The sequence below is a fragment of the Chromobacterium sp. FG22 genome (assembly GCF_057809415.1).
This window is the reverse complement of record NZ_JBMDJX010000035.1, coordinates 18,957-40,424: the sequence shown is the minus strand read 5'-3', so window position 1 is coordinate 40,424 and position 21,468 is coordinate 18,957. Positions and strand designations below refer to the sequence as shown.

The following is a 21,468-nucleotide window of genomic DNA, read 5'->3' as shown; positions in this document are numbered from 1 at the left end:
GGCCGCGGCCTTGCTGGCCGCCCCGCTGACGCTGGCGCGCGAGCGGCGGCTGGCGCGGCGCTTGACCCGGCTGGTGACGCTGACGGCCACCGGCGCGGAAGGCCTGGCCCGGCGGATGCGCTTGCCGGACGGCCGGGTGTTCCACATTGCGCACGGCAATCGCGAAATCGCCGCCGAACCGCTGCCGGCCTTGCCGCCGCAGGGGCCGTTGCGGCTGCTGTACTTCGGCTACATCTACCAGGGCAAGGGCATAGAGGATGTGCTGGACGCGCTGGCCCTGCTGCAGCAAGAACCGGACACCCGGGACCGGGTGCGGCTGACCCTGGCGGGCGGCGTGGCCCCGGACGTCGCCTTCGGCCGCTCCGGCTCTTATCTGGAATCCCTGCGCCAGCAAGCCATCCTGCTGGGGCTGCACCGGGACATGCTGGAATGGCGGCCGGACCTGCCGGCCACCGACATCCCCGGCCTGATCCAGGCCCATCACGCCATGGTGCTGCCGTATCGGGAATCGTGGAAGCTGGCCTTGCTGGGCCGGATGTGCGGCGCCAGCGGCGCGCTTTCCTGGGCCGTGGCCTGCGGCCGCGGCGTGGTCTGTTCCGACGCGCGCGCGCTGGCCGAGGAGGCCTCCTTCGGCAATGGAGAGGTCTATGCCCGCGGGGACAGCGCGGCGCTGGCCCGGACCCTGATCAGCCTGCTGCGTCAGCCCGAGCGCTTGCGTCTGCACAGCGAACAGGCGCGCAGCCTGGGGCGGGAACGCGCCTGGCCGCGCGTGGCGACGCAGTTTCTGCGCATGTTCCAGACCGCGCTGGGGGAGAGGGCGCATGGCTAGCGCGCGCGGCGCGGCGTGGCGGACGCTGGTCCTGGCGGCGGCGCTGACATTGGCCGCGGCCGGCCCGCGCGCCGAAACCACCGAGCTGACCGCCGGCCGGCCGGTGGTGTGGCGCGACTTTCTCGGCGTCAACGCGCACTTCCTCTGGTTCACGCCGGAGCAATACCAGCGCCAGATGCAGCAGCTCAAATCGCTGGGCCTGAGCTGGGTGCGGGTGGACCTGCATTGGGACCGCCACGAGCCCAAGGAAAACCAGTTCGTGTTCGCGCCGCTGGATCAGCTGGTGGACACGCTGAAGGCGCAGAAGCTCAAATCGGTGTTCTACCTGGTGGGATCGGCGCCCTTCGCCAGCAGCGTGCCGCCGCTGCTTGGTTCCAGCGACCAGTACCCGCCCAAGGACGACAAGGTGTTCGCCAAACGCATGGCCATGTTGGCCAAGCGCTATCCGGCGGTGGACGCCTGGCAGGTGTGGAACGAACCCAACCTGCCCGGCTTCTGGCGGCCGCTGCCCAGCCCGGAAGGTTACGGCCGTTTGTTGCAGGCCAGCGCGGAAGCGCTGCGTGCCGCGGCGCCGGGCAAGCCGGTGGTGATGGCCGGCATGGCTTATTACAGCCAGATGCCGGTGCGCGGCGGCCTGATGCTGGAGGAACTGGGCAAGAAGGGCACGCTGAATCTGAAAACCATCGTCGCCTACCACCCCTACAGCCAGCAGCCTGAGGGCGATGATCCTAAAACGCGGGACTTCGTGCTGCGCGCTCAGCAGATCAACGCCCGGCTGCGCCAGGTCAAGGCGCCGGGCATCTGGGCCACCGAATGGGGCTGGTCCAGTTACGCCGGCCCCAAGGAAGAGCAGGACATCATCGGCCGCGACGGCCAGGCGGATTATTTACTGCGCCGGCTGGCGCTGATGAGCGCGCTGGACTACGACCGCGTCTTTCTGTTCGCGCTGTCCGATCTGGACCAGCGCGCCAGCGCGCGCGACCGCGGTTACGGCTTGCTGGATCTGAACGGCAAGCCCAAGCCCGCCTACAAGGCGCTGGCGCGCTTTCTCGCCATCACCGGCCCGCGGCTGGAGCCGGCGCCGCCGCCGCGCCTGGACGCCGCGCCGGACGGTTTGTACAGCATCGCCTGGCGCAAGCCGGACGGCGCGCGCCTGTGGATGTTCTGGAGCGCGAACGGCGGCGCGGCGCGCTTGCCCGGCGTCGCCCGCGCCACGCTGCGCCAGCCCTTGAGCGGAAGCAGCGCGGCCTTGAGCGCCGCCGGCGACAGCCTGAGCGTGGTGGTGAAGCCGCAGCTGCAAATCCTGGAGTGGCGAGAATGAAGCCGGCCTCTCTTTCCCTTGGCGGCTGTCCGCCGCTGCGCATTCTATGGACCCTGCCGTATCTGCCCTGGCCCACCACCAGCGGCGGCAAGCTGCGCCAGTTCCAGCTGCTGCGCGCCTTGGCGGCGCGCGGCCACCGCATCACCTTGCTGGTGCAGAGCAAGGAACCGGCCAGCGAGGCCTGCCGCCGCCAGCTGGAAGGCATTGTGGAACGGCTGATCGTGCTGCCGCGCCGGCCGCTGAAGCACCCGCTGACGCTATTGGCGGCGGCCTTGGGGCCCTACCCGATGCTGGCCAGCGTCAACGGCCTGTCGCCTGATCTGAGCCGCACATTCGACGGCCTGCTGCGCCAGCGCTGGGACGTGGTGCAGATCGAGCACAGCTACGGCTTGCAGCCCTTCCTGGAAGCGCTGGACCGCCGCCGTCAGCCCTTTTTGCTGACCGAGCACAATGTCGAGTCCGAACTGGGCGCGGCCACCTATCAGCATCTGCCGCGCTGGTGCGCGCCCTTCGTCTGGTGGGACCGCTGGCGTTACCGGCGTTGGGCGGCCCTGGCGCTGAACGCCGCCGAGCGCGTCGCCGCCGTCACCTGGGAGGACGCCGCGGCGATGGCCCAGCACAGCGGCCGGCTGGTGGACGTGGTGATCAACGGCGTGGACGCCGACGCCTTCGCCGAAGTCCGCCCGGATTACGCCAGCCAGCGTCTGCTCTTCGTCGGCAATTTCGAATACCCGCCCAACCGCGACGCCGCCGTCTGGCTGGCGGCGGAAGTGATGCCTAGGCTGTGGCGGCGCTTGCCGCGGGCGCGGCTGGCGATATGCGGCTACGCGATGCCGGAGGATTGGGCGCGGCGCTGGCCGGACGCGCGGCTGGAGTGGCTGGGCTTCGTGCCGGAACTGCCGACGCAGCAGCGGCGCGCCGCGGCCTTCATCGCCGGACTGCGCCAGGGCGGCGGCTCCAAGCTCAAGGTGCTGGAGGCGCTGGCCGCCGGCCTGCCGCTGCTGAGCACGCCGCAGGGCGCGTCCGGGCTGGACCTGCGTCCCGACAGCGAATACCTGCGCGGCGACGACGCCGAGCAATTGGCGGAGGCGGCGGCCGCGCTGCTGAGCCGGCCGGAGCGCGCGGCCAGCCTGGGCGCGGCCGGGCGCGAATTCGTGCGGCGGCGGCACGATTGGGCCATCGCCGCCGACCAGCTGGAAACCTTGTACCGGGAGCTGAGACATGCGCATCGGAATTGACTACCGCCCGGTGACCGCCGCGCCGCGCTCCGGCATCGCGCGGCAAGTGCTGGCGCTGGAGGCCGCGCTGGCGGCGCGGCCGAACGTGGAAGTGCTGCGTTTCACCGCCTGCCCGGCCGACCATCCCCACCGGAGGCTGGCGGAATGCCCGGCGCGGCCCAGCCCGGCCGACGGGCTGCATCGCCCGCGCGAGCGCTGGCATTTCGAATGCCGCTTTCTGCCGCAGGCCATCCGCGCCCGACGGCTGGATCTTTACATCGCCACCGCCAACACCGGGCTGCCGCCCTGGCGCGCGCCCGGCGGCGTGCGCTACGCCATGCTGTTGCACGATGTGTTCCAGCTGACCCTGGACAACTACCACGTCAGCCTGCTGCGCGCGCTGGCCTATCGCGTGATCGATTGGGCCGGCACCGCGCGCTCCCTGCAACGCGCCGACGCGGTCTGGACGCCGTCGCAATTCACCGCCGACGCCGCCGCGCGGCTGTTTCCGCGTCAGCGCGCCAAGCTGGCGCTGCTGCCCAACGCGGTGCCGCAGCCGGCGAGGCCGGCCGCGGAGCCGCCGGCCGGCTTGCCGGCGCGCTATTGGCTGGCGGTGGGCGCGCGCGAGCCGCGCAAGAATATGCCCTGGTTCGTCGAGCAATGGCGGAAAGCGCGTCAGCGCCAGCCGGACCTGCCGGCGCTGGCGCTGGTGGCGCGGCCGGAAGACCTGCCGGCGGAGCTGCGGCGGCTGGACGGCCTGATCTGGCTCAGCGATCTGGACGACGCCATGCTGAGCGCGGTGTACGCGGGGGCGGAACGGCTATGGCAGCCGTCCTACGCCGAAGGCTTCGGCCTGCCGGTGATCGAGGCGCTGGCGCAAGGCACGCCGGTGGCGGTGGCCACCGGCTCCGCGCTGGACGAGGTCGCGCCACCGCAAGCGGCGCGATTCGCCCCCAACGACGGCGGCGAGCTGCAAGCCTTGATGCACCGGCTGGCCGCGGCCGGGCCGGACGGCGATGTCGACGCCAACCGCGCCTGGGCGCGCCGCTACGATATGGACGCCTACCGCCGCCGCGTGGATCAACTGCTGGACAGGCTGCTGGCATGACGCCGCTGAATCGCGCGCTCGCCCTGAGCTGCGGGCTGTTGTTCGGCGGCCTGCTGGCCCTGCTCAGCCCGGCCGCCGCCGCGCTGGCGCTGGCCGCCGCCTGCGCCGGCGTCGCCGTGCTGCGCGCGCCCTTGCTGGGACTGGCCCTGTTCGGCCTCGCCGCCACCCTGGCGCCTTACGCCACGGTGCAACTGGGCGTGCGCGTCACCGTGTCCGAGGCCTTGCTGGGCCTGGCCTGGCTGGGGGCGCTGCCGCGGCTGGCCGTCGGCCTCCTGCAATGGCCGCGCGGCCGCGCCGAAGAGCTGCTGCTGTGGCTGATGGCCTTCAGCCTGCTGCCGTTTCTGGCGGGCCAGCTGATGGTGCAGGCCGACGGCAACGGCCCGGTCAACTGGGCGCGCTGGCTGCTGAATCTGTCCGCCTTGTTTCTGGCGCCGCTGCTGCTGCCGGACGAACGCAGCCGCGACCGCCTGATCGTGACGCTGCTGCTGGGCACACTGGCCATGCTGCTGCTGTCCATCGGCTATTTCCTCAAGGACCGCGACGCCAACAGCTTCATCCCGGTGCTGGAAAAACTGCGCTACGCCCACCCGGAAGCGGTGCGCGACATCTTCTCCGCCAACTACACCCGCATGGCCTCGCCCTGGGTGCATCCCAATCTCACCGGCGGCGCGCTGGCGCTCTTCCTGCCGCTGGCCTTCTTCTACGGCCTGGCGCAGCGCGGCTGGCGGCGCTTGCTGGGCCTGACGGTGGCGCTGCTGGGCGCGGCCGGCCTGCTGTTCAGCATTTCGCGCGGGGCCATCGTCAGCCTGGCGCTGGTCTTGCTGTGGCTGAGGGGGCGGCGCCCCCCCCACGCCGGCCGCATCATCGGCCTGGCCGCGGCGCTGGGCCTGGCCCTGGTCTTGTTCTATCCGCCCTTGCAGGAACGCCTGGCCACCACCTTCTCCGCCAGCAACGCCAGTACGGAAATCCGCATGGACGAATACCGCCGCTTCCCCGACGCGATGCGCGCCTATCCGCTGGGCCTGGGCTTCAAAGTGGATCCGCCGCCGCCGGACAGCGGCCTGCTCGGCATCTCCAACCTCTGGCTCAATTACGTTTACAAGCTGGGCGCGCCCGGCATGCTGCTCTTCGTCGCCGTCACCGTCGCCTGGTGGCGCGAGGCGCGGCCGCGCGGCCCGCTGTCCGCGCTGGACCCGGAGCGCGCGATCTGGCTCGGCACCCTGTCCGGCTTGCTGGCGGCGCTGCTCACCGGCCTGTTCGACCACTACTACAGCTTCACCATGGTGCTGATCGGCCTGTTCTGGCTGCTGATGGGCGTCAATCTGCAAGCGGCGCGCCGGCTGGCCGGCCGCGGCGATCCGCTATTGAGCGCCGTCGCGCCCGCCGGCCCGAAAACCGTTGATCCGAAAGCGAAACCGCGATGAAACCCACCGATCTTCCCGCCGCGCCGGCGCTGACGCTGCGCCACCGCATTTACCACAGCAGCGCGCTGCGCGAGCGGCTGGACGGCTACGCCGCGCGTCTGGGCGCGCCGGCGGCGGAGCTGGCCGCCGCCTACGACTGGATGCTGGCCAACAACGTGGCCTTCGAGGAGGGCGACGCCGCGGAACCGCGCGTGTCCATCGTCTCCGTCGACATGGAAAGCCGCATCCCGCACCCCTTGGCTAGCCGCTTCTACGCGCTCTTGCGCGACGAAGTGCCCACCCAGCTGGTGCCGCGTTACGGCCTCAACTGGGCCACTTTCAAGGATCGCTGGCTGCGCGCCTGGGAGCAGGGCTACAACATCCTGATCAACAAGCTGCCGTCCCACCACCTGCGGCTGGCCTGGCTGCGCCTGGGCGGCGCGCGCATCGGCAAGGGCTCCAGCGTGTGGCGCAACACCGAGGTGCTGGGCGTCAACAATCTGGTGATAGGCGCGGACAGCTGCGTGGCCTGGCACTGCCTGCTGGACGCCCGCGCCGGGCTGATCATTGGCGATCACGTCGCCATCGCCTCCTACGCCAAGATCATCGCCGGCAGTCACGACCTGAGCGCGCCGGAATTCTGGTCGGTGTCCGCGCCGGTCTATATCGACGACTACGCCTGGATCGCCACCGGCGCGCTGATCGGCCACGGCGCGCGCATCGGCCGCGGCGCGGTGGTCACCGCCAACACCGTGGTGGGCAAGGAAGTGGCGCCGTACAAGATCGTCGGCGGCAGCGGGGCCAAGCCCATGGGCGAGCGGCCGCGCGATCTCAACTACAAGGTGGGCGGCAAGGGGCTGTTCACCCTGTTCCACTAATGACACTGAGTCCATGTTCGGTCCCGCCGCGCTCTTGACCCTGGCCACGCTGGCCGGCCTGTTGGCCGGCTTCGCCCGCGAGTGGCTGCTGGTGGCCGCCTGGGGCGCCGGCGGCCGCAGCGACGCCTTTCTGGTGGCGATGTTCCTGCCGGAAGCCTTGCGCACCCTGCTGGCCGGCGGCTTGCTGTCCGCCGCGCTGCTGCCCTTGTGGCAAGCTCAGGCGCCGGCGCGGCGCGGCGCCTGGCTGGCCGGTCAACTGCGCCACTGGCTGGCCGCGGGCCTGGGTCTGGCGGCGCTGCTGAGCCTGGCCGCGCCGTGGCTGACGCGGGCGCTGGCCCCCGGCATCGGCGCCGCTCACGCGGAATCGGCCGCCGCCGCTTTGCGCTGGCTGGCCTGGCTGGCGCCCGGCCTGCTGGTCCAGGCGGTGCTGGCGGCGCCGTTGCAAGCGCAGGGCCGCTTCCTGCTGGCCGGGCTGGGCTCGCTGCTGTTCAATCTGCCGGCGGCGCTCTATCTGTACTGGGCTGGGCCGGCCGCGGCGGCGGCGACGCTGGCGCAATGCTTTCTGGCCGGCAGCGGGTTGATGGCGGCGGCGCTGCTGCCCGGCAACTGGCGGCTGGGCTGGCGGCCCTGGCTGCGCGCTGGCCGCGGCGATGTCCGGCAGGTCTGGCGGCGGCTGTGGCCGCTGCTGGCCAGCGGGGCCGCCAGCCAGGGCCTGGGCTTGTTGGAGCGCCTGGCCGCCTCGCTGCTGGGCGAGGGGACGATTACCCTGCTGAATCTGGCGCGCAAGCTGATCAATCTGCCGCTGATCGCCTTGATGAGTTTGAACCAGGTTTTGTTGAGCAAGATGAGCGGCGCGCAGGACGCGGACCGGCTGCGGCTGCTGGACCGCGGCCTGGCCGCCTGTGGCCTGCTGACCCTGCCGGCGGCGGCCGGACTGATCGGCGCCGCGCCGGCGCTGGTGACGCTGCTGCTGCCGGCCGGCTTGGCCGCGAGCGACCTGCCGCTGCTGCTGGCGCTGTACGCGCCGGGCATCGTGTTCGGCGCCTGGAACGCGCTGCTGGCGCGCTATTGCTACGCCGGCGGCGACACCCGCGGCCCGTTGGCGGTGGAACTGGCCGGCAGCGCGCTGAGCGCCGCGCTGTTGCTGACGCTGCCGCGCTGGCTGGGTCTGCCCGGCCTGGCCTTGGCCGCCTTGGCCGGGGTGTGCTTGACCGGCGCGCTGCTGGCCGTCCGGCTGGGTCAGGGCTTGCCGTCAAGGCTGGCGCGCCAGGGCGTGGCGGCGTGCGCGTCGCTGATCGTCGCCGGGCTTGTCTTGTTCCCGCTGCGCGGCTCCGGGCCGTGGCCGCAACTGGCGCTGGCCGCCTTGGCCGGAGTCGTGCTGCTGTTGGGGCTGGGCTGGCGTTTTAGATCGGAGAGCATAGCTCCAGCAGCAGCCCATCCGGACAACGCAGATGGGACACCGTCTGGCCCCAGGGCTTGAGCGACGGCGCTTGCAGCTCAACGCCGCCGTGGCGCAAGGCCTGGGCGTGGGCGGCGGCCACGTCGTCGGTCGTCAGCGCGATCTCCATGCCCAGCGGCAGCGGCGAGGCGTCCGCCGCCACATAGCCTTCCGGCAGATTCATTCGGCCCAGCGGGTGGGCGGCGAAAGCCAGCGTGGTGGCGCCGGTGTCCAGCTCGCCGTAATCGCCGGATTCGTCCAGGAAGCGGCGCTTCATGCCAAAGGCGTTTTCAAAGAAGGCCAGCGAGGCGGCGACGTCGGAGACATAGAGAATGGTGTAGGCGAATTGCATGGTTGGGCTCCTGATCAGGGTTTATTGCAGCTGCCGCAGCATGTCGGCGCACAGCACGACGCGGGCGTACTCTCCGTCCAGATTGGCCAGCGCCATTGAGTGTACCTCGTCGGCGCTGCGCGGGGTGCCGGCGTAGTCCGCCTTGTCGAAGGCGAAGCAGGCGTCGGCGGCCACCAGGGTGCGGAAGCCGAGGTTGCCGGCGCTGCGGGCGGTGGCTTCCACCGAGTTGTTGGTGCTGACGCCGACGATGAGCAGTTGTTCGATGCCGCGCACGCGCAGCCAGCGTTCCAGGCTGCTGTGGGCGAAGGCGTCCGGCACGTTCTTTTCCATCACGTGTTCGCTGGCCAGCGGCGCCAGCGCCGGCTGGAATTCGACGCCGGGCTGGCCGGGCCAGAACGGCGATCCCGGGGTGCGGGAGATGTGGCGCACGTGGACCAGCGGCGCGCCGGCCTGGCGCCAGGCGTGCAGCAGTTGGGCGATATTGGCTTCGGCCTGGGGGTTGTTGCGGGGGCCGGCTTCGGGGCGGCTCATGCCTTGTTGCATGTCGATGATGATGAGGGCGGGGGCGGTGTGCATGGCGGGGATGCCGGGGTCATGGCGGGGGTTTAGTGTAGCAGGGGAGGCGGGGGTGTTCGATAGATTGCTCTGTATTTGGAGAGGGTTGCTTTGTTGAATCTGCTTTCACGGAGAGATGTGTCCTCCTTTGATTGCGCTGTGATTTGTGAGGGCTTTTCTGTTGAGTCCGCTGCGCGGATGATGATTTAGGTGCCGCTTTCCGCGCGGCGAACGGGGAGGGGGCGGGCCGCCGCCCCCTTCCAGCCCCCCTCGTCCCCCAGGACGCGAAACCCCGAAGAAAAAGGGGCCTGCAAGGCGCGGCTGAACTCGCGATTTGCTAGCGTCAAATCGCTCAAACAAAGCAGCCGCTTAAAACCTTGCAGACCCCTTTTTCTCCGGCGCGCCCCGAGGGGACACTTGGGCGCTACACAAGGTGGTCTTTTTTGAATAAGAGAGGTGGTTTAGCGAAGTGGGTCATTTCTGTGAATAACTTGACCCCATTGCTCTTGTCTGTGGATAAGCCTAGCTCCCTAAAAGAAAGCATGTATCCGACGCGCCCCTGGTCCCTTCAAGCCTGCCGCCGGGTGGCAGGCCCGAGGTTTTAAGCGGCTGCCCTGTTTGAGCGATTTGACGTTAGCAAATCGCGAGTTCAGCCGCGCCTCGGGCCTGACGGGACCCGGCGGGAAGCCGTAGGCCAGGCTTGCAGGGCGGCCTTTGGGGTGTCTACGTGCGAATCTTTGATTCGCTCAGTGATAGGGAATTTGGCCGAGCAAATTCCCCTTCCTGCCTGCCGGGCAGCCCCGGCAATGAAAACCATCATCCGCGCAGCGGATTCAAAACCAGATCACTCAACAAGTAAGCCACGCTCAAGCAAACCAACCACCCTACCTTGACCCCAACCGCCCCCTCGGCAACAATCCCCACGTTGCCGCCCACACGCGGCACACGGGATTGGCGTCCCGTAATCACTGTTAACTTGCTTGCGCAGACCCCTGCGCAAGCTGCTTTTCCATGGTCGTGCCATTCGGCAGGCGCATGGTGGGAGAGTGCTATGCACTCACCGGGTTAACAGTGTCCGGTACGCCAATCCTGCCACGCGCCTGCCCAATACCTCAGCCTTCCCCCGGCAGGTGGTTTATCTTGTGTCACAGCAGGAGAAACACCATGCATCACGCTCAAAACTTCCCCCGTCGCCGCCGCTACAAACTGCACTCGCTGGAACAGCAGGAAGCGCTGCTTCCCTTTGTTCGTTTCTGCCCCGGCCGCACCTATCGGCATTACTGGCAAATGCCCACGCCCAGCAAGGATCTCCTCGCCGACCACGCCTACGGCCGCGAATGCGCGGCTCACCTGTTGCAATGGCTGAAGGACAACCGGGAATACGTCGGTAAAGGCCTGCTCAGCCGCGTGGCGCGCGACATCGATTTTGACGACCGCGCCGGACGCGGCCAGTGGATGGGCTTTTTCAACTATCTGGAAATCATGATGCTGCTGGGCGCCGACCGGGTCCGGGTCTACCGCCATGTAGACAGCCAACACCAGATCTACCTGGCGCTGGGACGGCGCTTCAGCCTGGAAGCGCGCTTCCGCCGCATCCGCCTGCGCAACCGCTAAGCGTCTTGCGGTGGGTATCGCTGCGCTCCACCCACCCGACGGCGGATGGTTTGGTCGGGGGTATTTGTAGGGTGGGTGGAGCCGATAGGCGATACCCACCAAGCCCCGCCGCCAAGATCCAAGCATCGGTCCCATCGCGTTTCCGCGTCGGTATCGCCGCGCTCCGCCCTACGGCGGATGGTTTGCTTGGGTGGGAGGATATCCTCCGCCGACACTGCCCAAGGACTCATCCGCCGCGCCCCCTCGCGCAAACCGCTTTAATCCCCCCGCAACTGCTCGCTGCCCACTCCACATTCCTGTTTCAAGAAGGCGTAACCGGCCGGCGTGATCCGCAAGGCGCGGCTGTCGCTGCGGCGCTCGGTCAGGCCGCGTTGTAAAAAGGCCTGGCACAAGGCCGCGCCCAGGCTGCCGGCGATGTGGTCGCGGCGCTCGCTCCAGTCCAGGCAGGCGCGCGCCAAGGGCCGGCGCGGGCGGGCGATGCCGGCCAGTTGAATGTCCAGCCGCGCCGCCAGCCAGTCCGCGCCGGCCGGCGTCACCGCGAACTCGCGCTCCTCGCGCCGTTGCAGCAGTTGCTGCTGTTGCAGGAAGTCGGCGACGGCAATGCCCAGCCGGCCGGCGAGGTGGTCGTAGCAGCTGCGCGCCAGGCGGATGTCGGCATTGCCCTTGGGGCGCACCGCGCTCCGGTTTTCGCCGGCGGCGGCGGACAGCGCTTCCAGCGCGTGGGCGATGGCCGGACTGGCCAGGCCGTAATAGCGGTGGCGGCCGCGTTGTTCCACCCGCACCGCCTGGCCGTGCAGCAACTTGGCCAGATGGTTGCTGGCCGCTTGCGGCGACAGGCCGGCGGCCTGGGCCAGATCGCTGGCCGGGTAGAGGCGGCCGTCTTGCAACAGCAGCAGCATCAGCGCGCGGCCGGGGTCGGCCAGCAGGCTGGCCAGGCGGCTGATGTCGGGTATGCGGTCGTGCGGGGCTGCAAGCATGGTTCATCCTCGGCTGAAACTTTGGCGGGTGCCGCCGGCTACGATAAACCCATCGTCAAGCTTGAACAAGGAGAGCGGGAATGGAGGATTTGCTGGGCTATCTGCATAGCCATTTTCTGAGCGAGCCGGCCTTGCTGGCGCGCAGCGGCGTGAGCCTGGACACCTTGCGCGCCTGGCAGCGGGCCGGCGCGGCGCCGTGGCCGTCCTACCGGCTGACGCTGAGCGGGGAGGCGGCGTCCTGTATGGGCGCGGCGGCGCTGAGCGCGGAGTCGGCCTGGTATCCGCAGGGCATGTTGTGCTGGCTGGGCCAGGCGCTGGCCTTGGACGGGGATCCGGAGTGCCTGCGCGCCTGTTTCGGCCGGCAGTGGCGCGCCGGGCTGGCGGTGCTGGAACTGCCGCCCGCCGAGGCGGAGCCGGATTGGGAGGCGGCGTGGCGGGATTTCCTGGCCGGCGGCTACGGGGTGTGCACCCGCGCCGGCTTGCCGGGGGAGATTGCGCAGAAGGAGGCGCTGGTGTCCTTGATCGACGCGCTGACCGAGCGGCAAAGCCGGCCCGCTCTGGACCCGGCCCGGCGCGAGCGCCTGGCCTGGGCGGTGACGGCGCTGGATGGGGTGGCGGCGCCGTTTGCGCCGCATGAGCGGGCGGCCAGTTCGCGCGTCCGCTGCGTGGAGCTGACGCGGCGGCTTTACCTGACGGAGGCGGCATGAGCGCCTGGCCTTTGGACCCGCTGGCGGCGGTGACTCACGCCCATCCCTATCCCTATTATCAGGACCTGGCGCAGCGGCGGCCGCTGTATTTTGATGCCGGCCTGGGCGTGTGGGTGGCGGCCGGCCACGCGGCGGCGCAGGCGGTGTTGGCCGCGCCGGAGTGCCGGGTGCGGCCGCTGGATCAGGCGGCGCCGCCGCAGTTGGGCGACGGCGGCTTGGCGCGCACGTTCTGTCTGTGGGCGCGGATGAGCGAGGCGCCGCGCCATCCGGCGCTGAAGGCGGCTTTGAGCCGGGCCTTGGCGACGGCGGCGGGCGCGGAAGCAGGGCGCTTGTCGGAAAGCCTGGCGCGGGACTGGCTGATGCGCGAGCCTTTGAACGGCGAGGTGCTGGACCGGATGGCGCAGGGCTTGCCGGTGCTGACGCTGGCCGGCTTGTTGGGTCTGCCGGCGGCGGACGCGCCGGCCTTGGTCGCGGAGGCGGCGGCGCTGGCGCAAGCGTTGGCGGCGGATGCCGATGTAGAGGCGCTGGCGCGCGGAGAGCGGGCCTTGACGGCTTTGCAGGCGCGGGTGGCGGAGGCGCTGCCGCGGGCCGGCGGCATGCTGGCTGAGCTAAGGAATGAATTGGCGCCGGATGAGGCGACGCTGACGGCGAATGTGATCGGCCTGCTGTTCCAGAGCCTGGACTCCGGCGCCGGCCTGTTCGCCGCCGCGGTCTGGCATCAGGCTCAGGGCCGGCCGCTGGCGGCGGGCGCGGCGGCGGAGTGGGATGGGCTGGCTGTGCAGGACCCGGTCTTGCACAACACTCGCCGTTTCGTCGCGCGGGATTGGTCCCATGGCGGCCAGACGGTGCCGGCCGGCGCTTCGGTATTGGTGGTGTTGGCGGCGGCGGCTTTGGACCCGGCCGGGCCGGGCGAGGCCTTGATGTTCGGCGCCGGCCGGCATGCCTGCCCGGGCCGGGCGCTGGCGCTGGAGATCGCGCGCGGCGGCCTGGCGGCATTGGCGGCGGCGCGGCCGGATTGGCAAGACTTGACGGCGGCGGCGCGTTTTCGCCGGCTGCCCAACGCGCGGGTGCGCCTTTATGGCGAGAAAGGGAGAACGGAATGATTGCGGTGATTTTCGAGGTGGAGCTGGCCGAAGGCGGCCGGGACGGTTATCTGGCTTGGGCGGAGCGCCTGGGGCGGGAGTTGGCGGAGGCGGACGGTTTTCTGTCGATCGAGCGCTTCGTCAGCCTGAATCGGCCGGAGAGGATGTTGTCGCTGTCGTTCTGGCGCGACGAGGCGTCGGTGGCGGCTTGGCGGCGGCTGGAGCCGCACCGCGCGGCGCAGCGGCAGGGCCGGGAGGCCTTGTTCGCCGATTACCGGCTGCGGGTGGCGGCGGTGTTGCGGGATTATGGGATGAACGAGCGGGCGCAAGCGCCCGATGGCGTCAGCCCTGAATTGGATGCAAGGCCTTGATCACGTAAAGATCAAAACGGGTGGACTTGCCGTCCAGCACCGCGGACGGCTTCACGCCCTCGATGGCCGCGCCCAGCCGCGGCCGTTTCACCACCACGCGGTTCTTGGCCGCGGCGATGGCGGCTTGCAGCAGCGCGGCGCTGTCCTGATCGTCGCCTATCACCTGCTGGAAGGCCTGCATGTCCTTCTTGGCGGCGGCGCTTTTCTTGTCGGTGTCCGGGAACATCGGATCGACGAACACCACGTCCGGGCGTTCGGCCTCGCTTAGCGCGGCCAGCCAGGCGATGGAGCTGGCGTGCACCAGATGCATGCGCGCGGCGATGTCGGCGGTGTCCGGGTGGCCGGCGGCGCGTTCCAGCGCGTCGGCCAGCAGCGCGGCGGCCACCGGCGAGCGTTCCACCAGGGTGACGCGGCAGCCCAGCCCGGCCAGCACGAAGCTGTCGCGGCCCAGGCCGGCGGTGGCGTCCACCACATAGGGCAGTTCCTTGGCGCCTTTCAGGCCGATGGCCTTGGCCACCGGTTGGCCGCGGCCGCCGCCCTGTTCGCGCCGATGTTTGGCCGCGCCCTCGACGAATTCCGCATACACCGCGCCGTGCTTGCCGGTGGTCAGCAGTTCCAGCCTTTGTTCGCCCAATTCCAGCCAATAGCCCTGCTCCGGCCGTTGTTCCAGCAGCGGCAGAGCGAAGCGCTGGCTCAACAGGCGGGCGGCGTCCAGGCGGTCGGGACGGGCGCAGTACAGCGGGGTGGCGGGCATGGAGAAATCCTTGGATGGGCGGACGGCGGACGAACGATACGGGATGCGGCGGGCGAGGGCAAGCCGGGGGATTTTGAATATGTTGAACAAATATCATGTGTGCTACGTATTTGCACTTAGCTTACTTCGCGTGAGGAACAACTATTTTTTAAAGAGGGGGCTTCTTGGTCGCGCTTGACAGCTTTTGTCAGCTTGCCGGCTGCCCGGTTTGTTACGGTGTCGCTGTTGTTCTGATTCGAATTTATTTAATTGTCATTTATTTTTGCTTTGATACCGGTTCTAATCCGCTAAGCAGCTTTTGGGATGTAGTCGCAAGCGTGGTTCGATCTGGGTCTTGGCGTCTGTTCAATGCTTGTTGCGTTTGGTGAAGCGTCAGCGGGCGGATACGTCTTAAGAAAGGCCTATGTACCGTATGTACATTCCGCCTTCTCTGCCGTCTTCGCCTTGTCTCGCTCTTGCTCGCAAGATGTTGAACAGCCGCTTAAGCCGAAATAATCCGGGAGAGCGTGATGGGGTGGTGGAAATCAGCGGGGCAATCGCAAGGCAGTGACAAGAAGACACCGGCTCTCAAGCGCTCGCGCCTGCTGTTGCAGGCTCTGGAGCCCAGGTTGATGTTCGACGGCGCGGCGGCCGCCACGGCCGCCGCCGCCTCGGCGCATGCGGACGCGCCGCTTCCGGCGGAACGCCCGGCGCAGACGGAAGCGCCGCGATCGGCCGCGGTGGAGCGTCTGGCGGAGAAGCTCGCAGCGGCGCTGGCGCCGACCGCGCCGCCCAAGCAGGTGGTGTTCGTCGAATCCAATGTCGCCAATTACCAAAGCCTGCTGGCGCAAATGCCGGCCGGCATGGAGGTGGTGGTGCTCAACGCCGGCAAGGACGGCCTGAGCCAGATCGCCGAGTGGGCCAAGACCCACCATGGCTACGCCGCCATCCACATCATTTCCCACGGCCAGAGCGGGGATTTGATGCTGGGCAGCATGGAGTTGACCACGGCCAAGCTGGACAGCCGCCAGGCGGACCTGAAAACCATAGGCCAATCCTTGCGCGCCGACGGCGACATCCTGCTCTACGGCTGCGACATCGCCGCCGGCAGCAGCGGCGCGGCCTTCGTCAGCGCGCTGTCCCGCTACACTCAGGCCGACGTGGCCGCGTCCACCGACGCCACCGGCGCGGCGCGCCTGGGCGGCGACTGGACGCTGGAGCGCAATAGCGGCCATATCGACGTGGATGCCTTGCATTTCAGCTACGACGCCCTGCTGGCGCGGCCGGTAACCGGCACCACCGATTTCACCACATCGGACGGCAACACCTATAACCCCTCAGGCAGTACCGTGAGCGCCGGCAACCTCCAGGGCTGGGATTTCACGTTGCAATTGGGCTCCACCAATAATGGCGGCCAGACGATTATTGTCGAAAAGGCCGGCTCGGTGACCACGGAAACGGTGGACGGCTATAGCGACGGCACCATTCCCATCTCCTATTTCAGCGTCAAGTCCAACGACAGCAGCCGCTTTACCTTGAACTCCATCGGCGTGGTGCTGAACGGCTACGACTCCGCCACTTCCGGCGGCAATCTGCAATTGGTCGGCTATATCAACGGCGTGGCGGTCAGCGGGGCGACGCTGACGCTGAACGTGGGCGACGCGCTGCAAGGCAGCGGCGGGCTGGTGACTTTCAACGTGTCCGGCAACAGCGCCTTCCAGGGCATCGATTCCTTCCGGGTGTTGGCGGCCAGCGGCCATAATGTGACGGGCATGATAGGCATAGGCGCCATCAACGCCATCAATTTCGGCTTTGCGCCGACGCTGACCGCCAGCGGCGGCTCCAGCGCCTACAGCAGCGGCACCGGCACCGCGGTGACGGTGGACAGCGGCATCACCCTGTCCGACTCCGACAGCAGCACCCAGGCCAGCGCCACGGTGTCCATCAGCGGCAACTTCCAGAGCGGCCAGGACGTGCTGGCCTTCACCAACAACGGCAGCACCATGGGCAATATCACCGCCAGCTACAACAGCGGCACCGGGGTGCTGACGCTGACGTCCAGCGGCGCCACGGCCACGCTGGCTCAATGGCAGGCGGCCTTGCGCGCGGTGACTTATTCCGACAGCTCGCTGTCGCCCAATACCGGCAACCGCACCATCAGCTTCGCCATCAACGACGGCGCGATCAACAGTAGCGCGGTGACCAAGACGGTGACGGTGGCGGCGGATTCCGCGCCGGTGATCGGCAACCTCAACGGCGACAACCCCACTTTCACCGAGAAAGGCGGCGCGGTGAAACTGGACGTGGGCACCGCGGTCACGGTGACGGACAGCGACACCCCCAACTTCAACAGCGGCAATCTGACCGTGCACATCTCCGCCAACGGCCAGAGCGGCCAGGATGTGCTGGGCGTCGACACCAGCGGCTCGGTGTCCCTGTCCAGCGGCACCAGCGTGGGCAGCGTGGTGACGGTGGGCGGCGTGAGCATAGGCGTGATCGCCAGCAACGGCGACGGCGTGGGCGGCCATGATCTGATCGTCACCTTCAACAGCAACGCCACCCCGTCGCGGGTGGCCACCCTGCTGGCGGCGCTGACGTACAACAACAGCAGCAACGATCCCAACACCGCCACCCGCACCATCAACGTCAGCGTCAACGACGGCCGCGGCGGCACCGGCTCCAGCAATGTGACGGTGACGGTGGCCGCGGTGAACGACGCGCCCACCGGCAGCGCCACCGCCTCCAATCCCACCTTTACGATGGGCGGCTCCGCGGTGACGGTGTTCAGCGGCGCCAGCGTCAGCGCCGTCGAATCCAGCCAGAGCGTGATCCTGCTGACGCTGACCGTGTCCGGCCTGCAAGACGGCAGCAGCGAAATCCTGTCCATAGACGGCAGCAATGTGGCGCTGACCAACGGCAACTCGGTCACCACCAGCGGCAACGGCCTGAGCGTCACCGTCTCGGTGTCCGGCGGCACCGCCACGGTGTCCATCAGCAGCAGCGGCGTTTCCGGCAGCACCGCGGCCAGCGTGATCAACGGCATCACCTATCGCGACAGCAATGGCAGCCCCTCCATCGGCAACCGGGTGGTGACGCTGACCAGCGTCAAGGACAACGGCGGCACCAGCAACGGCGGCGTGGACACCACCACGCTGGCCGTGGCGTCCACCGTCAGCGTGGCGGTGGTGCCGGTGGTGACCACCAGCGGCGGCAGCGCGGCCTTCACCGCCGGCGACAACACCGCGTCCACCCCGGTGGCGGTGGATTCCGGCATCACGGTGAGCAATAACGCCGGCCCCACGCTGGCCAGCGCCACGGTGTCCATCAGCGGCAATTTCCAGAGCGGGCAGGACGTGCTGGCCTTCACCAACGACGGCAGCACCATGGGCAATATCACCGCCAGCTACAACGCCGGCACCGGGGTGCTGACGCTGAGCTCCAGCGGCGGCAGTGCCACCTTGGCGCAATGGCAGGCGGCCTTGCGCGCGGTCACTTACACCGATACGGCGGTGACGCCCAATTCCGCCACCCGCACCGTCAGCTTCCAGGTCAACGACGGCAGCGCCAGCAGCGGCGTGGCCACGCGCTCGGTGACGGTGACGGCCACGGATCAAACGCCTATCGCCACCGCCAGCGGCGGCAGCGCGGTCTTCACCGCCGGCGACAACACCGCGTCCACGCCGGTGGCGGTGGATCCCGGCCTCACGGTCAGCGATCTGGACAACAGCACCTTGGCCAGCGCCACGGTGTCGATCAGCGGCAACTTCCAGAGCGGCCAGGACGTGCTGGCCTTCACCAACAACGGCAGCACCATGGGCAATATCACCGCCAGCTACAACAGCGGCACCGGGGTGCTGACGCTGACGTCCAGCGGCGCCACGGCGACCTTGGCGCAATGGCAGGCGGCGCTGCGCGCGGTCACCTACACCGACACCGCGGTGACGCCCAATACCGCCACCCGCACCGTCAGCTTCCAGATCAACGACGGCAGCAAGAACAGCGGCGCGGTGACCCGCGGCGTGACTGTGGCGGCGACGGACCAAACCCCTATCGCCACCGCCAGCGGTGGCAGCGCGGCCTTCACTGCGGGGGACAACACCACGTCCACGCCGGTGGCGGTGGACTCCGGCATCACGGTCAGCGATCTGGACAACACCACGCTGGCCAGCGCCACGGTGTCCATCAGCGGTAACTTCCAGAGCGGCCAGGACGTGCTGGCCTTCAGCAACACCAATAGCGTCACCTTCGGCAACATCAGCGCCAGCTACAACGCCGGCACCGGGGTGCTGACGCTGACGTCCAGCGGCGCCACGGCCACGCTGGCGCAATGGCAGGCGGCCTTGCGCGCGGTCACCTACACCGACACCGCGGTGACGCCCAATACCGCCACCCGCACCATCAGTTTCAGCGTCAACGACGGCAGCAAGGACAGCGCGGCGACGACGCGTTCCGTCACCGTGGCGGCCACGGATCAAACGCCTGTCGCCACCACCACCGGCAGCGCCGGGGCCTATGTGGTGGGCGGCGCCGCCACGCCGGTGGACGGCGGCCTGACCGTGTCGGATCTGGACAACACCACCCTGGCCAGCGCCACGGTGGCGATTAGCGGCAACTTCCAAAGCGGCGAGGACGTGCTGGCCTTCACCAACAACGGCAGCACCATGGGCAATATCACGGCCAGTTACAACGCCGGCACCGGGGTGCTGACGCTGACGTCCAGCGGCGCCACGGCCACCTTGGCGCAATGGCAGGCGGCGCTGCGCGCGGTCACTTACATCGACACCGCCGGCTCGCCTAATACCGCCACCCGCACCGTCAGCTTCACCGTCAACGACGGGACCAAGAACAGCGCGGCGGTCACCCGCAACATAGCCTTGCAGCTGATGCCGCCCAGCGTCTCCGGCCTGACCAGCGGCACCGACACCGGCAGCAGTCATAGCGACGGCGTCACCAGCAACGCCACGCCCACGGTGACCGGCACCGGGATCGCCAACAGCCTTGTCATCATCTATGTGGACGGGGTGCCTATCGACAGCACGGTCGCGGACGGCAGCGGGGCCTGGAGTTACAGCTTTGTCTCCAGCCTGAGTTCCGGCGCGCACGCCATCACCGCCGTGGTCAGCAGCGGCGGCGTCAGCAGCGGCCAATCCAGCGCCTTCAACGTGGTGATAGACAATAGCGCGCCCGCGGCGCCGTCCGGCGTGGCTTTGAGCACGGGGACGGACACCGGCAGCAATCACGGCGACGGCATCACCGGCAACAACCGGCCCACGGTCACCGGCACGGCGGAAGCCAATAGCACGGTCACGGTGTATGTGGACGGCACGGCGGTGGGCACGGCGACGGCGGACGGCAGCGGCGCGTGGAGCTACAGCCTTGGCAGCGCCTTGGCGGACGGCAATCACAGCATCCGCACCACCTCCACTGATCTGGCCGGCAACGCCAGCGGCCAATCGACGGCCTACATCATCACGGTGGACACCGTGGCGCCGGACAGCCCGGCCAATACCGGTCTGAGCCTGGCCACCGACAGCGGCTCCAGCAACCGCGACGGCATCACCAACGTCAACCGCCCCAGCGTCACCGGTCTGGCCGAGGCGGGCAGCAAGGTGGCCGTGTTCATCGACGGCGTGCAGGTAGGCACCGCCACCGCCGACGGCGGCGGCGTCTGGCTGTTCAATCTGAGCCAGGCGCTGGCGGACGGCAGCCACAGCGTGCGCGCCACGGCCACCGACGCGGCCGGCAACATCAGCGCGCAGTCGGCCTCGTTCACCGTTGTCGTGGACACCACCGCGCCGGCGCCGCAGTCCTTCACCCGCTTGGACCCGGCCTCCGGCGTCGCCGGCAGCCTGCGTTACGACCTGGTGTTGAACAAACCCATCGTCGGCCTGAGCGCCGGCGATCTGAGCGTGATCACCAGCGGCAGCGCCAGCGCCGGCATCGGCAATATCGTCCGCATCAGCGACAGCCACTACGTGGTGCAATTGACCGGGGTCAGCGGCGTGGGCTCGGTGGCGCTGGCGCTCAAATCCGGCGCGGCGGCGGACCTGGCCGGCAATGTGACCCAGCAGCAAACGGTGGCGCCGGCTTACCAGTTGCGCAGCGCAAGGACAGAGACGCCCCCGCCGATCCAGCCTGTGCCGCCGGCGGACGCGCCGCTGCCGCCCAATGCGGCGCCGGTCATCAATATCGCGCCCATCACGCCCAATATCGTGCTGGCCGCGGTGAGCGGCGCGGGCAACGGCAACGGGCCGGGCGCCGCGCCGACGCCGCAGGGCCCGGCGGGGCCGCAGACGAGCAATCCCATCCAGCTTGCCTTCGGCCAGGACCGCTTCGCGCCGACGCCCAGCGAGCCGTTTGGCCGCGGCAACGCCGGCCTGCCCTTTGTTTCCAATCTGGGCGGCACCTCCGGCGCCCCGTTGCAAGTGATGCCGGATCTGGGCGTGCGGCCGCTGGTGGCCGGACAGGGTTTCAACTTCAGCCTGCCGCCCGGCACCGTGATCACCCGCAATCCGGACGCGGTGCTGAACATCCAGGTGCGGCAGAGCAATGGCCAGCCGCTGCCGGCCTGGCTGAAGTTCGATCCGCAGACCGGTCGTTTCAGCGGCACGCCGCCGGCGGGCTGGAACCGTTCCTTGTCTCTGGAAGTGACGGTCAGCGACCAGAACGGCCACCGCGGCGTCACCCATATGCAGTTGAAAACCGGCGCGGGCGAGCAGGCGGCCGCGGCGACGGAAAAAGCAGCGGCGGCCGGCAAGCCGGCCCTGCACGAGCAGTTCCGCCAGCACGGCAAGCCCGCCTTCGATCAACAGATCGCCGGATGGCTGCAGGCGGAGGACGCGGTTTGACCGCAAGGTCCTAGCCGGCGAGCCACTAAACCAAC

Annotated in this window: 16 protein-coding genes; 12 read left to right on the top strand and 4 right to left on the bottom strand. The window is 69.0% G+C overall.

The window, feature by feature from the left end:
• The 7 genes from ACODSD_RS22480 to ACODSD_RS22450 all read left to right on the top strand — a co-directional run.
• The coding region (locus ACODSD_RS22480) for a glycosyltransferase (RefSeq protein WP_488878380.1) at positions 1-829 on the top strand (829 nt) is incomplete at its 5' end.
• The gene (locus tag ACODSD_RS22475; RefSeq protein WP_488878379.1) at positions 822-2,150 is read left to right on the top strand and encodes a cellulase family glycosylhydrolase; all 1,329 of its coding nucleotides are present in this window, start codon (positions 822-824) and stop codon (positions 2,148-2,150) included. The genes ACODSD_RS22480 and ACODSD_RS22475, both read left to right, overlap by 8 nt.
• Positions 2,147-3,388, top strand: coding sequence for a glycosyltransferase family 4 protein (locus tag ACODSD_RS22470; RefSeq protein WP_227106305.1), 1,242 nt, complete (start codon positions 2,147-2,149; stop codon positions 3,386-3,388). Before ACODSD_RS22475 ends, ACODSD_RS22470 begins: the two co-directional genes overlap by 4 nt.
• A complete protein-coding gene (locus tag ACODSD_RS22465) occupies positions 3,372-4,475 on the top strand; it encodes a glycosyltransferase family 4 protein (protein WP_227106306.1) in 1,104 nt (367 codons plus the stop codon). Before ACODSD_RS22470 ends, ACODSD_RS22465 begins: the two co-directional genes overlap by 17 nt.
• On the top strand, positions 4,472-5,899 hold the full coding sequence (locus tag ACODSD_RS22460; protein ID WP_488878378.1) for an O-antigen ligase family protein: 1,428 nt from the start codon (positions 4,472-4,474) through the stop codon (positions 5,897-5,899). Before ACODSD_RS22465 ends, ACODSD_RS22460 begins: the two co-directional genes overlap by 4 nt.
• Entirely contained in the window at positions 5,896-6,756 is an 861-nt protein-coding gene (locus tag ACODSD_RS22455) for an acyltransferase (protein WP_199225973.1), read from the top strand. The genes ACODSD_RS22460 and ACODSD_RS22455 overlap by 4 nt, the downstream gene beginning before the upstream one ends.
• A 13-nt stretch (positions 6,757-6,769) precedes the next feature.
• On the top strand, positions 6,770-8,236 hold the full coding sequence (locus tag ACODSD_RS22450; protein ID WP_488878377.1) for a lipid II flippase MurJ: 1,467 nt from the start codon (positions 6,770-6,772) through the stop codon (positions 8,234-8,236).
• Here the strand turns inward: ACODSD_RS22450 and ACODSD_RS22445 are convergent.
• Both ACODSD_RS22445 and ACODSD_RS22440 read right to left on the bottom strand, forming a co-directional pair.
• A complete protein-coding gene (locus ACODSD_RS22445; protein WP_488878376.1) occupies positions 8,160-8,546 on the bottom strand; it encodes a VOC family protein in 387 nt (128 codons plus the stop codon). The two genes, ACODSD_RS22450 and ACODSD_RS22445, sit on opposite strands and share 77 nt — an antisense overlap.
• Positions 8,547-8,567: 21 nt before the next feature.
• Entirely contained in the window at positions 8,568-9,122 is a 555-nt protein-coding gene (locus tag ACODSD_RS22440; RefSeq protein WP_488878375.1) for a cysteine hydrolase family protein, read from the bottom strand.
• A gap of 1,143 nt (positions 9,123-10,265) precedes the next feature.
• On the opposite strand from ACODSD_RS22440, the gene ACODSD_RS22435 reads away from it, so the two are divergent.
• On the top strand, positions 10,266-10,715 hold the full coding sequence (locus ACODSD_RS22435) for a hypothetical protein (protein ID WP_488878374.1): 450 nt from the start codon (positions 10,266-10,268) through the stop codon (positions 10,713-10,715).
• A 257-nt stretch (positions 10,716-10,972) separates the two neighbouring features.
• On the opposite strand, the gene ACODSD_RS22430 is transcribed toward ACODSD_RS22435, so the two are convergent.
• Positions 10,973-11,692 (bottom strand): ArsR/SmtB family transcription factor, encoded by a 720-nt coding sequence (locus tag ACODSD_RS22430; RefSeq protein ID WP_107801171.1) that lies wholly within the window; start codon positions 11,690-11,692, stop codon positions 10,973-10,975.
• Between the two features lie 80 nt (positions 11,693-11,772).
• On the opposite strand from ACODSD_RS22430, the gene ACODSD_RS22425 reads away from it, so the two are divergent.
• The 3 genes from ACODSD_RS22425 to ACODSD_RS22415 are packed head-to-tail and all read left to right on the top strand — an operon-like array spanning position 11,773 to position 13,852.
• Positions 11,773-12,399 carry a DUF6058 family natural product biosynthesis protein gene (locus tag ACODSD_RS22425; RefSeq protein WP_488878373.1) on the top strand — a complete coding sequence of 209 codons (627 nt, stop codon included), beginning with the start codon at positions 11,773-11,775 and terminating at the stop codon, positions 12,397-12,399.
• Complete coding sequence (locus ACODSD_RS22420; protein WP_488878372.1) at positions 12,396-13,502, top strand: cytochrome P450 family protein; 1,107 nt, start codon at positions 12,396-12,398, stop codon at positions 13,500-13,502. Before ACODSD_RS22425 ends, ACODSD_RS22420 begins: the two co-directional genes overlap by 4 nt.
• Complete coding sequence (locus tag ACODSD_RS22415) at positions 13,499-13,852, top strand: antibiotic biosynthesis monooxygenase family protein (RefSeq protein ID WP_107801168.1); 354 nt, start codon at positions 13,499-13,501, stop codon at positions 13,850-13,852. The genes ACODSD_RS22420 and ACODSD_RS22415 overlap by 4 nt, the downstream gene beginning before the upstream one ends.
• On the opposite strand, the gene ACODSD_RS22410 is transcribed toward ACODSD_RS22415, so the two are convergent.
• Positions 13,824-14,606 carry a class I SAM-dependent methyltransferase gene (locus tag ACODSD_RS22410; RefSeq protein ID WP_107801167.1) on the bottom strand — a complete coding sequence of 261 codons (783 nt, stop codon included), beginning with the start codon at positions 14,604-14,606 and terminating at the stop codon, positions 13,824-13,826. The two genes, ACODSD_RS22415 and ACODSD_RS22410, sit on opposite strands and share 29 nt — an antisense overlap.
• Before the next feature lie 509 nt (positions 14,607-15,115).
• On the opposite strand from ACODSD_RS22410, the gene ACODSD_RS22405 reads away from it, so the two are divergent.
• On the top strand, positions 15,116-21,433 hold the full coding sequence (locus ACODSD_RS22405) for a DUF4347 domain-containing protein (protein ID WP_488878371.1): 6,318 nt from the start codon (positions 15,116-15,118) through the stop codon (positions 21,431-21,433).
• The last annotated feature ends 35 nt before the right edge of the window (positions 21,434-21,468 follow it).

Bases quoted from the DNA above. Each gene is read 5' to 3' on its own strand.
- ACODSD_RS22475 (WP_488878379.1), top strand. From the start codon at position 822: ATGGCTAGCGCGCGCGGCGCGGCGTGGCGGACGCTGGTCCTGGCGGCG.
- ACODSD_RS22470 (WP_227106305.1), top strand. From the start codon at position 2,147: ATGAAGCCGGCCTCTCTTTCCCTTGGCGGCTGTCCGCCGCTGCGCATT.
- ACODSD_RS22465 (WP_227106306.1), top strand. From the start codon at position 3,372: ATGCGCATCGGAATTGACTACCGCCCGGTGACCGCCGCGCCGCGCTCC.
- ACODSD_RS22460 (WP_488878378.1), top strand. From the start codon at position 4,472: ATGACGCCGCTGAATCGCGCGCTCGCCCTGAGCTGCGGGCTGTTGTTC.
- ACODSD_RS22455 (WP_199225973.1), top strand. From the start codon at position 5,896: ATGAAACCCACCGATCTTCCCGCCGCGCCGGCGCTGACGCTGCGCCAC.
- ACODSD_RS22450 (WP_488878377.1), top strand. From the start codon at position 6,770: ATGTTCGGTCCCGCCGCGCTCTTGACCCTGGCCACGCTGGCCGGCCTG.
- ACODSD_RS22445 (WP_488878376.1), bottom strand. From the start codon at position 8,546: ATGCAATTCGCCTACACCATTCTCTATGTCTCCGACGTCGCCGCCTCG.
- ACODSD_RS22440 (WP_488878375.1), bottom strand. From the start codon at position 9,122: ATGCACACCGCCCCCGCCCTCATCATCATCGACATGCAACAAGGCATG.
- ACODSD_RS22435 (WP_488878374.1), top strand. From the start codon at position 10,266: ATGCATCACGCTCAAAACTTCCCCCGTCGCCGCCGCTACAAACTGCAC.
- ACODSD_RS22430 (WP_107801171.1), bottom strand. From the start codon at position 11,692: ATGCTTGCAGCCCCGCACGACCGCATACCCGACATCAGCCGCCTGGCC.
- ACODSD_RS22425 (WP_488878373.1), top strand. From the start codon at position 11,773: ATGGAGGATTTGCTGGGCTATCTGCATAGCCATTTTCTGAGCGAGCCG.
- ACODSD_RS22420 (WP_488878372.1), top strand. From the start codon at position 12,396: ATGAGCGCCTGGCCTTTGGACCCGCTGGCGGCGGTGACTCACGCCCAT.
- ACODSD_RS22415 (WP_107801168.1), top strand. From the start codon at position 13,499: ATGATTGCGGTGATTTTCGAGGTGGAGCTGGCCGAAGGCGGCCGGGAC.
- ACODSD_RS22410 (WP_107801167.1), bottom strand. From the start codon at position 14,606: ATGCCCGCCACCCCGCTGTACTGCGCCCGTCCCGACCGCCTGGACGCC.
- ACODSD_RS22405 (WP_488878371.1), top strand. From the start codon at position 15,116: ATGGGGTGGTGGAAATCAGCGGGGCAATCGCAAGGCAGTGACAAGAAG.